13 protein-coding genes and 1 pseudogene are annotated in these 13,932 nt (G+C 60.9%); 3 read left to right on the top strand and 11 right to left on the bottom strand.

Annotated features, from left to right (window positions below; translation table 11 throughout):
* Window positions 1-69 precede the first annotated feature (69 nt).
* Complete coding sequence (locus ACESMZ_RS14955; RefSeq protein ID WP_372972871.1) at window positions 70-2,052, top strand: SDR family oxidoreductase; 1,983 nt, start codon at window positions 70-72, stop codon at window positions 2,050-2,052.
* Window positions 2,053-2,073: 21 nt separating this feature from the next.
* Here ACESMZ_RS14955 and rnt read toward each other — a convergent pair whose 3' ends face one another.
* Entirely contained in the window at window positions 2,074-2,718 is a 645-nt protein-coding gene (gene rnt / locus ACESMZ_RS14960; protein ID WP_372972877.1) for a ribonuclease T, read from the bottom strand.
* 65 nt (window positions 2,719-2,783) lie between these two features.
* The gene (gene pyrC, locus ACESMZ_RS14965; RefSeq protein ID WP_372972872.1) at window positions 2,784-3,818 is read right to left on the bottom strand and encodes a dihydroorotase; all 1,035 of its coding nucleotides are present in this window, start codon (window positions 3,816-3,818) and stop codon (window positions 2,784-2,786) included.
* A gap of 121 nt (window positions 3,819-3,939) precedes the next feature.
* Between pyrC and ACESMZ_RS14970 the strand changes: the two genes are divergently transcribed.
* Window positions 3,940-4,896 (top strand): flagellar protein MotY, encoded by a 957-nt coding sequence (locus ACESMZ_RS14970; protein ID WP_372972873.1) that lies wholly within the window; start codon window positions 3,940-3,942, stop codon window positions 4,894-4,896.
* Between the two features lie 29 nt (window positions 4,897-4,925).
* Here the strand turns inward: ACESMZ_RS14970 and ACESMZ_RS14975 are convergent, their stop codons facing one another.
* The gene (locus ACESMZ_RS14975) at window positions 4,926-5,855 is read right to left on the bottom strand and encodes a histone deacetylase family protein (protein ID WP_372972874.1); all 930 of its coding nucleotides are present in this window, start codon (window positions 5,853-5,855) and stop codon (window positions 4,926-4,928) included.
* 186 nt (window positions 5,856-6,041) lie between these two features.
* Here ACESMZ_RS14975 and ACESMZ_RS14980 point away from each other — a divergent pair, with 186 nt between their 5' ends.
* On the top strand, window positions 6,042-8,786 hold the full coding sequence (locus ACESMZ_RS14980; protein ID WP_372958273.1) for a GNAT family N-acetyltransferase: 2,745 nt from the start codon (window positions 6,042-6,044) through the stop codon (window positions 8,784-8,786).
* A 345-nt stretch (window positions 8,787-9,131) separates the two neighbouring features.
* On the opposite strand, the gene rdgC is transcribed toward ACESMZ_RS14980, so the two are convergent.
* From rdgC to ACESMZ_RS15020, 8 genes and pseudogenes are all read right to left on the bottom strand, one after another.
* Complete coding sequence (gene rdgC / locus ACESMZ_RS14985; RefSeq protein ID WP_372972875.1) at window positions 9,132-10,058, bottom strand: recombination-associated protein RdgC; 927 nt, start codon at window positions 10,056-10,058, stop codon at window positions 9,132-9,134.
* A 70-nt stretch (window positions 10,059-10,128) separates the two neighbouring features.
* Window positions 10,129-10,329, bottom strand: a complete 201-nt coding sequence (locus ACESMZ_RS14990; protein WP_372958271.1) for a DUF2788 domain-containing protein — start codon at window positions 10,327-10,329, stop codon at window positions 10,129-10,131.
* Window positions 10,330-10,438: 109 nt separating this feature from the next.
* Entirely contained in the window at window positions 10,439-11,209 is a 771-nt protein-coding gene (gene yaaA, locus ACESMZ_RS14995) for a peroxide stress protein YaaA (protein ID WP_372958270.1), read from the bottom strand.
* 12 nt (window positions 11,210-11,221) lie between these two features.
* On the bottom strand, window positions 11,222-11,491 hold the full coding sequence (locus ACESMZ_RS15000; protein ID WP_372958269.1) for a glutaredoxin family protein: 270 nt from the start codon (window positions 11,489-11,491) through the stop codon (window positions 11,222-11,224).
* Window positions 11,491-12,240: a YciK family oxidoreductase gene (locus ACESMZ_RS15005; protein ID WP_372972878.1), complete on the bottom strand. Its 750-nt coding sequence runs from the start codon at window positions 12,238-12,240 to the stop codon at window positions 11,491-11,493. Before ACESMZ_RS15005 ends, ACESMZ_RS15000 begins: the two co-directional genes overlap by 1 nt.
* A 68-nt stretch (window positions 12,241-12,308) precedes the next feature.
* A complete protein-coding gene (locus ACESMZ_RS15010) occupies window positions 12,309-12,980 on the bottom strand; it encodes an HAD family hydrolase (protein WP_372958268.1) in 672 nt (223 codons plus the stop codon).
* Window positions 12,981-12,984: 4 nt separating this feature from the next.
* Window positions 12,985-13,701: a bifunctional 2-polyprenyl-6-hydroxyphenol methylase/3-demethylubiquinol 3-O-methyltransferase UbiG gene (ubiG, locus tag ACESMZ_RS15015; protein ID WP_372958267.1), complete on the bottom strand. Its 717-nt coding sequence runs from the start codon at window positions 13,699-13,701 to the stop codon at window positions 12,985-12,987.
* Between the two features lie 41 nt (window positions 13,702-13,742).
* A pseudogene (locus ACESMZ_RS15020) lies at window positions 13,743-13,932 on the bottom strand (TRZ/ATZ family hydrolase); the annotation flags it as partial.

Here is a 13,932-nt window from a genome sequence, read left to right on the forward strand (position 1 = left end):
GATGCCGGATGTTGGCATAGAGTAAGGTTGAGGAACGCAATCATTACAACAACGCAGGGCAGGATGATCATGAACTATTTTCTGACGGGAGCTACCGGTTTTATTGGCCGCTTTCTGGTGGCCCGGCTGCTGGCCCGGGGCGGTAAGGTCCATGTGCTGGTGCGGCAGGAGTCCCTCGGCAAGCTGGAGGCACTGCGTGAGCGCTGGGGCGACGGTGCTGAACGGGTTCACCCGGTGGTGGGGGACCTGTCAAAGCCGGGTCTGGGGATTGACGCCCGTACCCGCAAGGCCCTGGCGGCCAAGGTAGACCACTTTTTTCACCTGGCAGCGGTGTATGACATGGCATCCGACGCCGAAGCCCAGCAGCAGGCCAACGTGGACGGTACCCGCCACGCACTGGAGGCGGCGCAAGGCCTCAAGGCCGGTTGCTTCCACCACGTGTCCTCTATTGCCGCTGCAGGCCTGTTCAAGGGCACCTTCCGGGAGGACATGTTTGATGAGGCGACGAACCTGGATCACCCTTATCTGAAGAGCAAACATGACGCCGAGGCTGTGGTGCGTCATGAATGCCAGATTCCGTTTCGGGTCTATCGCCCCGGTATGGTCATCGGCCACTCCCGTACCGGTGAAATGGACAAGGTGGATGGCCCCTACTATTTCTTCAAGATGATCCAGAAGGTGCGCCACGCCCTGCCACAATGGGTGCCCACCATCGGTGTGGAAGGCGGCCGTCTCAATATCGTTCCGGTGGATTATGTCACAGATGCCCTGGATTACCTGGCCCATAAGGAGGGCGAAGATGGCCAGTGTTTTCATCTGGTTGATCCGGACCCTTACAAGGTGGGGGAAATTCTCAACATTTTCTGCGAGGCCGGCCATGCACCCCGGATGGCCATGCGGGTGGACTCGCGTCTGTTCGGGTTCGTGCCGCCGTTTATTCGTCAGTCACTGAAAGGCCTGCCCCCGGTGAAGCGTCTGACCTCGGCGGTGCTCGATGACCTGGGCATTCCCGAGTCTGTGCTCTCGTTTATCAACTATCCGACCCGGTTCGACAACCGGGAAACCGAGCGGGCTCTCAGGGGGAGTGGTATCGAGGTGCCCCGACTGCCGGACTATGCCCCGGTTATCTGGGACTACTGGGAACGGCACCTGGATCCGGACCTTTTTCGGGACCGCAGCCTGCGTGGTGCCGTGGAAGGCAAGGTCTGTGTGGTAACCGGCGCAACCTCCGGCATTGGCCTGTCTACAGCGGAAAAGCTGGCGGACGCTGGTGCCATACTGGTGATCGGGGCGCGAAAGCCGGAAAGGCTGAAGGAGGTGGCTGAGGCACTGCGGGAGCGGGGTGCGGAGGTCCATGCCTACCAGTGTGACTTTGCTGATATGGAAGCCTGTGAACGGTTCGTGGCGGACGTTCTGGCCAACCATGGCGGTGTGGATGTACTGGTAAACAACGCCGGTCGATCCATCCGCCGGTCACTGTCCCATTCCTTTGATCGCTTCCACGACTTCGAGCGCACCATGCAGCTTAACTACTTCGGCGCTGTGCGGCTGATAATGGGGTTCGCACCCGAAATGCTGAAGCGCAAGCGGGGCCATGTGGTGAATATCTCGTCCATTGGCGTACTGACCAACGCGCCCCGTTTCTCCGCCTACGTAGCCTCAAAGTCCGCCCTGGATGCCTTCAGTCGGTGCGCCGCGGCAGAGTGGTCCGACCGCAATGTCACGTTTACCACCATCAACATGCCGCTGGTGAAAACGCCCATGATCGCGCCCACGAAGATCTATGATTCGGTACCCACCCTGACACCGGATGAGGCGGCCGATATGGTTGCCGAAGCTATTATCCATCGGCCAAAGCGCATCGCGACCCGCCTGGGAGTCTTTGCCCAGGTGACTCACGCCGTGGCCCCGAAGCTCGGCGAGATCGTGATGAACACCGGTTATCGCATGTTCCCGGACTCGCCGGCCGCCTCGGGACGCAAGGGTGAGCAGGCGAAGGTGACATCGGAGCAGGTAGCCTTTGCCGCACTGATGCGGGGTATTCACTGGTAAACAGCGGAAGCCGTCTGAGGCTCAGGCGTTGGCGGTGCCGTTCGCTTGCTGGCTGGCGGGTTCCGGTAACGGAAAGCCACCCAGAGCCTTCCAGCGGTTAACGATGCCACAGAACAGATCAGCGGTTTTTTCCGCGTCATAGGCGGCGGAGTGGGCCTCACGGTTGCTGAACTCTATTCCCGCCCTCTTGCAGGCTTCTGCCAGCACCGTGTGGCCGTACGCCAGGCCTGCCAGGGTAGCGGTGTCAAAGGTAGAGAAGGGGTGGAAGGGGTTGCGCTTGATGTCGGCCCGCTCCGCTGCTGCGAACACAAAATTATGGTCAAAGGTGGCATTGTGGCCCACCAGCACGGCCCGCTTGCAGCCATAGGCCTTCACCGCCTTGCGGATGGGCAGGAACACCTCTCGCAGGGCCTCTTTCTCGTGGACAGCTCCGCGGTCTTCTGCCCAGGGGTCGATGCCAGTGAAGTCCAGGGCGGATTGCTCCAGGTTGGCGCCCTCGAACGGGTGCACATGCCGGGCGATGGTCTCACCCCGGTGCAGCCAGCCCTCTTCATCCATAGTGACCAGCACTGCGGCCACTTCCAGCAGGGCATCGGTACGCGGATTGAACCCCCCGGTTTCCACGTCCACCACAACCGGCAGAAAGCCCCGAAAGCGTCGGGCCATGGGGTGGGGTGTCCTGGTTTCTTCAGTCACAAGGTCTCCTGGTCGGAAAAGATTTGATGGAGTGCTCAGGCCAGGCGCCAGCGCAGGGTTTCACCGGCTTTCAGGGGCACGATCCGGCCGTCTGCCAGGGGCAGTGAATCCGGTACCGTCCAGGGCTCCCGGATCAGCGTGATGGTATCAGTGTTGCGCGGCAGGCCGTAAAAATCGGCGCCGTTGAAACTGGCGAAAGCTTCCAGCTTGTCGAGAATGCCCAGGTCTTCAAATATTTCCGCATACAGCTCAATGGCGGCAAAGGCGGAATAACAGCCGGCACAGCCGCATGCGGTTTCCTTGCGGTCCTGGGCGTGGGGTGCCGAGTCGGTGCCAAGGAAGAAACGACGATTACCGCTGATCACAGCGTCCTGCAGGGCCTGCTGATGCAGGTTCCGCTTCAGGACCGGCAGGCAGTACAGGTGGGGCCGGATGCCCCCAACCAGCATATGGTTGCGGTTGTACATAAGGTGCTGGGGGGTGATGGTGGCAGCCAGCCGGTCTTCACTGTGTTCCTTTACGAAGGTGGCGGCGTCCCGTGTGGTGATGTGTTCCATGACCACCCGCAGGTTCCGGTGTTTCTCCATGACCGGGGCAAGCACCTGGTCAATGAACTGTTTCTCCCGATCGAAGATATCCACCTCATCGTGGGTGACTTCGCCATGGACCAGCAGGAGCATGCCGCACTCGGCCATGGCCGCCAGCGCGTCGTCGATCTCGCTGATATCCCGAACCCCTGAGGCGGAGTTGGTGGTCGCTCCTGCCGGATAAAGCTTGGCAGCGGGAATGCCGGCCTGTTTTGCCTCCCGGATGTCGGCGGGGGTGGTTGTTCCGGTGAGGTACAGGGTCATCAGGGGGCTGAACCCGGTGTGCTCACCCCGGGCGGCAAGGATCCGTTCCCTGTATTCAGCCGCATGGCTGGCGGTGGTTACCGGTGGCACCAGGTTGGGCATGATAATGGCACGGCCAAAACGCCGGGCCGTTGCCGGCACCACATCCGCCAGTACATCGCCATCCCGCACATGCAGGTGCCAGTCATCAGGGCGGGTAAGGGTGATCTGATCAGTCATGGTGGCAGCGACTCCTGGCTCGTAAAAACGCCGCGAGTATACCAGACTCCCGGCCTAAAGAATCTGCCCGGCCGGCCGACAACCTTTCTAGGTACTTTCAATCGGACATCCGGAAACGGTTATGGCGACACAGCAGCGGGCAGGGCAAGCCCTGCGATCGATATCAACGGGCAGGCATTTCCGGCGGTCGATACTGGCACTGATGGTCGGTGGTGGACTGCTGTGGGCCAGCGCTGCTGACGCCCGCAATTTTGGCGCCGGTATCGAAAACAGTGACTGGTACCTGTCCGACTCCGTCTTCAGCTGCACCCTCAGCCACGAGGTGCCGGGTTATGGACGTGCCGTATTCAGCCACAAGGCCGGCGAGCAACTGACGTTCTACCTGGAGTCGGACCTGCCCCTGATGCGCCCAGGGCGGGGTCTGCTGGTTGTGGAAGCGCCCACATGGCGCCCCGGGGAAGCGACCCGGCGGCTGGGTCATGTGGACGTGAGCGACAGCCGCAAGACCGTTGAGGTGGGGCAGCGCGAGGCCATGGCCATGGTTGAGGGGCTGCTCTCCGGCATGGCGCCCACTGTTACCCGCCAGGCCCGGCATGACAGTGATCCGGTGCGGGTACGGCTGTCCAATATCAACTTCCGCACGCCGTTTGAAGACTATCGGCGCTGTGTAAGTGGCCTGCTGCCGGTCAATTTCGAGCAGATCCAGCGCTCACGGGTGCCCTTTGCTTCCGGGAGTACCGCATTGTCGGACGGCGACAGACGTATGCTGGACAATATCGCCACCTACGTGTCGGCCGATCAGACCGTGGAGCGGTTGCTGGTTGACGGGCATTCCGACAGCATCGGCAGCCGCATCCAGAACCGGGCTCTGTCGGAACAGCGGGCGCAGGTGGTGGCGGACTATCTGATTAAGGCTGGCGTGCCGGAGTCGATGATCATTGTACGATCCCACGCGGACCAGTTCCCGGTGTCGGGCAGGGCAGCGGACAATCGTCGCACGACGATTCGCCTGGAGCGAGAAGGGGATAACAAGGAGATCCGCCGGGCAGACCGGGGTGCGGGCGCCTATAACGGCTGATCTGTACTGCCGCCGGTAGCGGCGGGGTGTTAGCGCCCCGCCCGCACCAGCTCGCCCACATGGGCGCCGACGCTTTCTGCCAGGGCACGCAGGTGGTAGCCCCCTTCCAGCGTCGACACGATCCTGTCGTTGGCGTATTCGTTCGCAACCTCCGTCAACATCTGGGTCAGCCACAGATAATCGTCGGTTTCCAGGTTCATCTCAGCCATGGGATCCAGCCGGTGGCCGTCGAAACCCGCCGAAATCAGGACCAGCTGTGGCTTGAACTCCTCCAGCCGTTTTCGCCAGCCGGCTTCCACCAGCTTGCGGTACTCTGGTCCCTGGCAGCCACCGGGCACGGGCACATTGACGATGTTTTCCGGTAGCCGGTAGACGTGGGAGTGGGGGTAGAAAGGATGCTGGAAGCTGGAGCACATCAGGATTCGCTCATCCCCCTGCACGATATCCACGGTGCCATTGCCCTGGTGCACGTCGAAATCGATGATGGCAACCCGCTCCAGGTGGTGGAACGTAAGTGCGCGCATGGCCGCCAGGGCGATATTGTTATAGAAACAGAACCCCATGGACCTGGCCCGCTCGGCATGGTGCCCCGGGGGCCTGGCGCAGATAAAGGCGTTGGTCACCTGGCTACTGAGCACCATGTCCACCGCTTCGATATTCGCGCCGGCGGCAAGCCGGGCCGCCCGCAGGGTGTTCGGCATCAGCGCGGTGTCCGGGTCGGTAAACACTCGACCCTTGGTGGGTTGCATCAGGTCCAGCTGATGCAGGTACTTTTCAGGGTGCACCATCAGCAGCTGGTCACGGGTGGCCTCGTCGGGCCGCACCCAGTCGAGTTCCTGGTCAAGGCCGGTATCTTCGATATAACTGATGATCCGGCTCAGGCGCTCCGGTGATTCCGGGTGCTCCGCGCCCATGTTGTGTTTGCCGCAGTCGTCGTGGGAGAAAAACGCTGTTGTCATGGTCTTGTTATGTTCCTGACAAGCCCCCGGGGCGTAAATGGATAGGTTCATGGTAACAGGGATCCAGGCCCTTCGCTGCGTTTCTTTGGTCGTAGTCAGCACCGGAGCGGATTTCGTTTTACATCAAGGGCGCAGCGCCTAAGATAGAGGCTACCCCGTGGCGTTAATGTAAAAGGAGACTGCATTTTGGGCACCCGATATCTGGAAAGCCTGTTCAACCCCTCATCCATCGTGGTGGTGGGCGCCTCCGAGCGTGCGGACAACCTGGGGGGTATGGTTTTACGGAACCTTCTGGGCGGAGGCTATCCGGGCCGGATGCTGGTGATCAACCAGAGTTCCTATGAGTCGGTCCATGGCGTGCCCTGCGTTTCGCGGGTCTCACAGATGGAATTCAGTCCGGAGCTGGCCATCGTCTGCACGCCGCCGGATACGGTGCCCAAGGTCATAAGGCGACTGGGCAAGGCCGGGGTTCGCACCGCCATGGTGATGACCGGCGGCATGTCCCGCGCCCACTCCAAGACAGGGCAGCCCTTGATGTATTCCGTGGGGGAAGCTGCCCGGGAGACGGGCATACGGGTGCTCGGCCCGAACACTATCGGGGTGATGGTTCCGGCACGGAGCCTTAACGCAACCTATGCCCATATGGGGGCACTGCCGGGCAAGGTGGCTTTTGTCGGCCAGTCCGGCAGTGTGGCCAGCGGGGTCATCGACTGGGCATTTGCCCGGGGAGTCGGGTTCTCCTACTTCCTGACCCTCGGGGACTCCATGGACATCGACCACGATGACCTCATCGATTACCTGGCCCAGGACTCCCAGACCCGCGCTATCCTGCTGCATATCGAGAATATCCCCAATCCCCGCCGGTTCATGTCCGCTGTGCGGGTAGCTGCGCGCACCAAGCCGGTTATTGCGGTTAAAAGTGGCCGGGTTCCTGAGTCCGAGTGGTTCCGCCATGAACTACCGGCCGGTCTCAATCGCAGTGATCCCGTCTACGATGCCATGCTTCAGCGGGCCGGTGTCCTGCGGGTGGATGGCCTCGGTCAGATGTTCGATGCCCTGGAAACCCTCACTCGCATGCGTCCTCTCAAGCGGGAATCGCTGGCGGTGATGGCCAACGGGGTCGGTCCGGGGGTGCTGGCGGTTGATCGGCTGGCGGCCCTGGGGGGCGAGCTGGCCACCCTTTCACAACCGTCGGTGGACGCCCTGGCAGAGATCCTGCCGCCCTACTGGACCCGCAAGAACCCCATCGACCTGAACTACGACGCCTCCCCGGAACTCTACGCCAGGGCCATCCGCATCCTGGCGAAAGATCCGGAAGTCTCCAACGTCCTGATCATGTACTCGCCAAGCCTGACGGAAGACAGCCTGCAGATCGCGGACGCCGTAGTACAGGCCATCAAGGGCACGCGCCTGAACGTCTTTACCTGCTGGCTGGGGCAGAGCACCGTCATGGACGCCCGGGACGAGTTCTATCGTGCCGGTGTGCCATCGTTCTTCTCGCCGGAAAAAGCGGTCATGGCATTCATGCAGCACGTTAACCATCAGCGGGTGCAGCGGCTGCTGGGGGAAACCCCGGAAAGCTTCACCGACCACTTTGCCGACCACTCCAATACCCGCCGGATTATCGTCAATGTGAAACGCTCCGGGCGCAATCACCTCACCAACAACGAGGCCCGGCAGATTCTCACTGACTACCACATCAATACCGTACCGACTGTCTATTGCGATGACGTGGAGGAGGTGTTGGAAGCCTTCGCCGTGGAGCGTCGCCCGGTGGACGTCACCCTGATGCACCAACGGGCGTGTCACCCTTTCATGGAGTACCAGTCAGGGCAGGGGCGGTACCGCTCCACCGTGCACGGACTGACCAACGAAAACGACATCATCGATGCCTGTCGCCAGCTAATGGAAGACTACCAGCAGCACTTTCCGGAAAGCGGCTTTCTGGGGTTTGCCGTACAGCGCTCCTACAAACACATTGATGGTATCGCCTTCAGCGTCGGCATCACCCGGGATCCACTGTTCGGACCCCTGGTGGTCTGCGGTGCCGCCGGCGCCCAGATCAACGTCATGACCGATCGTCAGATCGCCTTGCCACCCCTGAACATGGTATTGGCCCGGGAACTGCTGCGGCGCACCTATATGTACCGCCTGCTCAAGGAGTTCAGCACCCATCCTGAACGGGACATCCGGGCTATCTGCGAAGTACTGATCACCCTGTCCCAGATCGTTATCGACCAGCCGGAGATTCGCGGCCTGGAAATCTCGCCACTGATGTTCGACAACGAACGGGTACTGGCTGTGGACGTCGCCATCGACCTGGCCGACGAGCCCGGCAAGCCCATCATCCAGCCGTACCCCAGGGAACTGGAAGAATGGATCGTGCTACCCAAATCCGGCCGCCGGGTCATTATCCGCCCGGTACTGGCCGAAGACGAACCCGCCCACCGGGCCTTCCACGAGCACCAGTCACCGGAATCCATCCGCTACCGGTTCTTCCAGTTCCGCAAGCACTTCTCCCGTGAAGACGTCGCCCAGATGGTCCAGATCGATTACGACCGTGAGATGGTCTTCATCGCCAACGCCCCACGGGAAGATGGCGAAGGTGAGGAAACCCTGGGCACTGTCCGGGTCTGGACCGACGCCGACAACCTGCGCTGCGAGTTCGCGGTCATGGTCCACGACAAGATGAAAGGCGAGGGGTTGGGGGTGGCCCTGATGCAGAAGATGATCGACTACTGTCGCGCCCGGGGCACCATGGAGATGGTCGGCAACGTACTGCCAGAAAACCGCCCGATGCTGCAGCTGGCGGAGCACCTGGGTTTCGATATCCACTACAACCGGGAAGAAGAAGTGATGGATCTGCGCCTGGTGCTCAACGAGCCGGAGAAGGACTGGCAGCGGGAGCGCTTGGCGAAGGCACATCATTAGCGCCGGTTAGTATGGTGCAGGCGTACGGTCGGAGGGGGGCTTTTCAGGACACGCCGTGGATACGTCCCTGTAGGCTCTTCAAAAACGTCCCTGTTTTTGAAGGTCCTGAAAAGCCCCCCTCCGACCATACGCTTCGGACAATGAGCGTGCCTACCGACAGGGCCAGATAGAAGGTCGGGCGCTATCTCAGGGTTAGAAGGGCGTGGGCCGGGTAGCGCGTTCCGGGACCTTCAAAAACAGGGACGTTTTTGAAGAGCCTCCATGGATGGATTCACGGCGTGTCCCGGAACGCGCTACCCGGCCTGCGACCCTGCACCAGACCAGGCAGGCTTACCCCTCGCAGGTCTACTCCGAAACAATAGCCGACCGATCCTCCCCACCCATGGCCTCGAGCATCCCGGGAATCAACCGGGCCAACTCCAGAGTCATCAAAGAGAACGCAGCATCAAATTTCGCAGCCGCATCATCGGAATCCACATCATCCAGCTTCTCCTGAAGCGTCTCCCCGAACTTCAGCCGCCGGATGCCAAATTCCTCGTCCAGCACAAACGACACATTCTCATCCCACGTCAGCGACAGCTTGGTCACCTGCATCCCCGCCGCCAGATGATTCTGGATCTCGTCGGACTTCAGATCCATACCCTTGCAGCGAACCACACCCCCGTCCTCAGAGGGATCCTTCAGCTCGCACTCCATGCCCAGCTCGATAGAGCCCGGCAAATCGATAGACTCATCCAGCCAGCCGGTGAATGTAAAGGCCGGCGCCTGCTCCAGCACCGGCGGCCGCACCGGCAGTGAGCCAAGGCTCTGGCGCAGGGCAGAGGCGACATCTTCCGCCTGCTTCGCAGAACCCGCGTCCACCACCATCACGCCATCGGCCGGTGACAGATAGGCATAGGTACGACGATTGCGGGAGAAGGCCCTGGGCAAAAGCTCCAGCGTTACCTCCTCCTTGATCTCGTCCTTCTCCTTCTTGCGCACCTTGCGTCCCTGTTCCTGTTCGATGGCCTCGGCTTTTTCCTCAACCATCTCCTTGATCACCGGAGCCGGGAGAACTTTCTCTTCCTTGCGCAGGGTCACCAGGTGGTAGCCACCGGCGCTGTGTACCAGCAGCTCACCGTGCTTGCCCAGGGGCGGCACCCAGCCGTGACGGGTGGTCTCCTGGGGGCCGCAGGGTTTGAAAGCGTCAGCGGTCAGTTTTTCTTCCAGCGCTTCCGCACTGATATCAAATGGTTTGGTAAAGCGGAAAACTCGGGCGTTGCGAAACCACATGGAATCGGGTCCTTGCGTTGTTGTTCAGATCAGTCGTTGAGCGGGCGATGCGGGTAGTGGAGTTGCCTGGTTATATCTGCATCACTTCAACCAGCACGGTCTTGATCACAAAACCCACCACGCCGGCGCCCAGCACGGTAAAGAGGGCGATGGTACCAAAACGACCGGCCTGGGACTTCTTCGCCAGGTCCCAGACGATAAAACCCATCCAGCCAATCAGCCCGGTAAGGCAGATGTAGAGGGCAATTTCAGAAAACAGCGCTTCATTCATGCAAGGCTCCGTCAGATTTTTCAAACACAAAAGCAGTCAACACCAGCCCCGGAGGGCTGGTGACAAAAAGAATTCAGTTGGTGCGGAACGGCGGCGTTGTTATTGCGGCTTATTGCTCGTCGCGCAGGAAGGTCCAGTTATCGCCGGAGGACTGCTCCTCACTGAAGCGATAGCCGGCCAGGTCGAAGCCTTTGAGGTCATCGGCCTGGGTGATGCCATTGGTAATGGCGTAACGGCACATCAGTCCACGGGCTTTCTTGGCGTAGAAGCTGATCATCTTGTACTGGCCGTTCTTCCAGTCCTTGAACTGGGGGGTAATGATCCGGGCGTCCAGCTTTTTCTTGCGAACGCTCTTGAAGTACTCGTTGGACGCCAGGTTGACCAACACACCGTCATCGGCCTTGAGTTCCTCGTTCAAGGCATTGGTAATGGTATCGCCCCAGAACTCGTACAGGTCCTTGCCCCGTTTGTTTTCGAATTTTGTGCCCATTTCCAGCCGGTACGGCTGCATCAGGTCCAGGGGGCGCAGGACGCCATAAAGGCCGGACAGGATGCGCAGGTGCTTCTGGGCGAACTCGAATTCCTTCTCGCTGAATTCCTGGGCCGCCAGACCGGCGTAAACGTCACCGTTGAAGGCCAGTACCGCCTGGCGGGAATTTTCCGGGGTGAACGGAGTGTGCCATTGCTGGAAGCGGTCTGCGTTAAGTTGGCCGAGCTTTTCGCTGATGCCCATCAGGTTACTGACCTGGTGAGGCTCCAGGGTTTTCAGCTGGTCAATCAGTTCGCAGGCATCGTCAAGAAAGGCCGGCTGGCTGTGCTTCTTGGTGGCCAGTGGGCTCTCGTAATCCAGGTTCTTGGCAGGGGAGACAACCATTAACATGACAGAAAATCCTCAGTGAAGTTGGCCTGATGACGGTGCGCGTGCCTTCGGGCCCAGGAAGTCCAGCAGGTCTTCCCGGGTGAAGGGCCAGCCCAGTTCAGCTCCGGTATCTTCCCGCCGCAGAACAGGAATGCGGGTGCCGTAGCGCTCCACCAGTACTTCCGACGTGGCGATATCCACCGCTTCCACCGGAATCGGGTGGGGCAACGGTGTATTGACCAGCAGTTGTTCGGCCAGGTCGCACAGTTCGCAATGGCTGGTGGTGAAGAAGGTCAGTTGCATTACTTGTCCTGGGCGTTCAGCTGCTGCCCGGTAAGACCCCGGCTATCCGGTCCCATCAGGTAAAGGTAGCTGGGCATCAGATCTTCCGGAGTCGGGTTGTGCATGGGGTTTTCTGCCGGGTAGGCGTGGGCCCGCATATTGGTCCGCGTGGCGCCCGGGTTCAGGCTGTTGACGCGGATGTTATGGCGCTCGTCGTCCAGCTCGTCTGCCAGCAGCTGGCTGAGGCCTTCCAGGGCAAACTTGGAAACCGCATAGGCGCCCCAGTAGGCCTTAGCCTTGCGCCCGACACCGGAAGACGTAAAGATCACCGAGGCATCCTCTGCCTTGCGCAGCAGCGGAATGGTGGCCCTGGTCAGCAGGAACGGGGCAGTGGCGTTCACATGCATCACCTTGTTCCAGGTTTCCGGGTCGTAGAGTTCCACCGGGCTTTGGGTGCCCAGGATGCCGGCATTATGGAGCAGGCCATCGAGCTGGCCGAAGTTGTCCTCGATGGTCATAGCCATCTCTTCGTAGTCCTTGACCGCAGCGCCCTCCAGGTTCATCGGCACGATGGCCGGCTTGGGGTGGCCGGCTGCCTCGATCTCGTCGTAGACGGATTCCAGCTTGGAAATGGTACGCCCCAGCAGGATCACCGTGGCACCATAGGCCGCGTAGGTCTTTGCAGCAACACGGCCAATGCCATCGCCGGCACCGGTGACCAGGATGATGCGGTCCTTCAGCAAACCCTCGGGGGCCTGGTAGGTATGCATGGGGTTGTCCGCCATAAGAGAGTGTGCTCCTGATTGATATGCTGGATGTTTCAGGCTGCCGCCGACCGCTATTGTAACAGTTTTACCAGCTCGTCGACGGTGTCTACGGTATGGTCGGCTTGCCAGAGATCAACCTCGGCCGGCTGCACAATGTAACCGTAGCGAACGGCAACGGTGACCATGCCGGCGTTGCGGCCGGCCTCGATGTCCCTGACGTGGTCGCCTACGTAGATACCACGACCCGGCGCCGCACCCATGCGCTCGCAGGCCAGGTGCAGACCCTCGGGGGCGGGCTTCCGGTCGTTGACATGGTCGGGGCAGATCAACGCGCTGCAGCGGCCATCCAGGGCCAGCGCCGCCAACAGGGGTTCGGCAAACCGTACCGGTTTGTTGGTCACGATGCCCCAGGGCACACCGGCATCTTCAAGGGCAGCCAGCAACCGGTCCATGCCGGTAAACAGTTCGGTTTCCTCGCAGATCCCGGCTTCATACAGGTCCAGGAAGCGGGCGTGCCGTTCCCGGTAGCCCGGATCGTCCGGTTCAAGGCCGAAGCCCAGACGTATCATGGCCCGGGCACCATCCGAAACATGGGGGCGGATACCCGCAGCGGGCAACGGATCAAGTTGGTGTTCCTGGCGCAAATGGTTGAGGCAACGAATAAAATCCGGCGCCGTGTCAATCAGCGTGCCGTCCAGGTCGAACAGGACCGTTGATGGCGGCTTGGGTAACGGCCTTGCCATGGGGTTATTCTCCCGCCGGTTTGGCAGCGTGCATCAGGTAGTTGACGTCCACATCCCGGGCAAGACGGTACACCTTGGTCAGCGGGTTGTAGGTCATACCGGTAAGATCGTGAATGTCCAGCCCCGCCTGGCGCAGGTGATCCGACATTTCGGACGGACGAATGAACCGTTTCCACTCATGAGTGCCCTTGGGCAACAGGCGCAGTACATACTCGGCACCCACGATCGCAAAAAGGAACGACTTCGGGTTGCGGTTAATGGTGGACACATACAGGTGGCCGCCAGGCTTCAGCAACCGGGCGCAGGCGTGGATCACCGAGGCGGGTTCGGGAACGTGCTCCAGCATTTCCAGGCAGGTGACGATATCGTAATGGCCGTCGTGGTCCGGGTCGGCGGCCAACTCCTCGACGGTGGTCTGGCGATAGTCCACCTCGACACCGGATTCCAGGCCGTGGAGTCGTGCGACGGCCAGGGGCGCCTCACCCATATCAATACCTGTCACCTTTGCGCCCCGGCGAGCCATGCCTTCTGACAGCAGGCCGCCGCCACATCCGACATCCACAACTCGCCGGCCTGCCAGTGGCGTGCGCTCATCGATGTAGTTAAGGCGCAGGGGATTGATGTCGTGCAGGGGGCGGAACTCGCTGGTGGGATCCCACCAGCGGCTGGCGAGGGCCTCGAATTTGGCGATCTCGTTCTGGTCTACGTTGGTTCTGCTCATGGTATCGGACCTGGCTGATTATTCGGAAAAGGAAACGGCCATCAGAATCCTGACCGGTCGGCGCCAGCAATCCGCTGATGCCACTCGCTGACCCGCAGCATGAGGTCAGGCACGTCAATCCGGGTCAGACGGCCATCCTGTACCTGTGGTACGCCGGCAATCCAGCTGTGGCTTACCTGACGGCCATGGTTGCTGTAAACCAGGTGAGAGGCCGGGTCATAGACTGGTTGC

This window comes from Marinobacter sp. (assembly GCF_041690615.1).
GTDB lineage: Bacteria > Pseudomonadota > Gammaproteobacteria > Pseudomonadales > Oleiphilaceae > Marinobacter.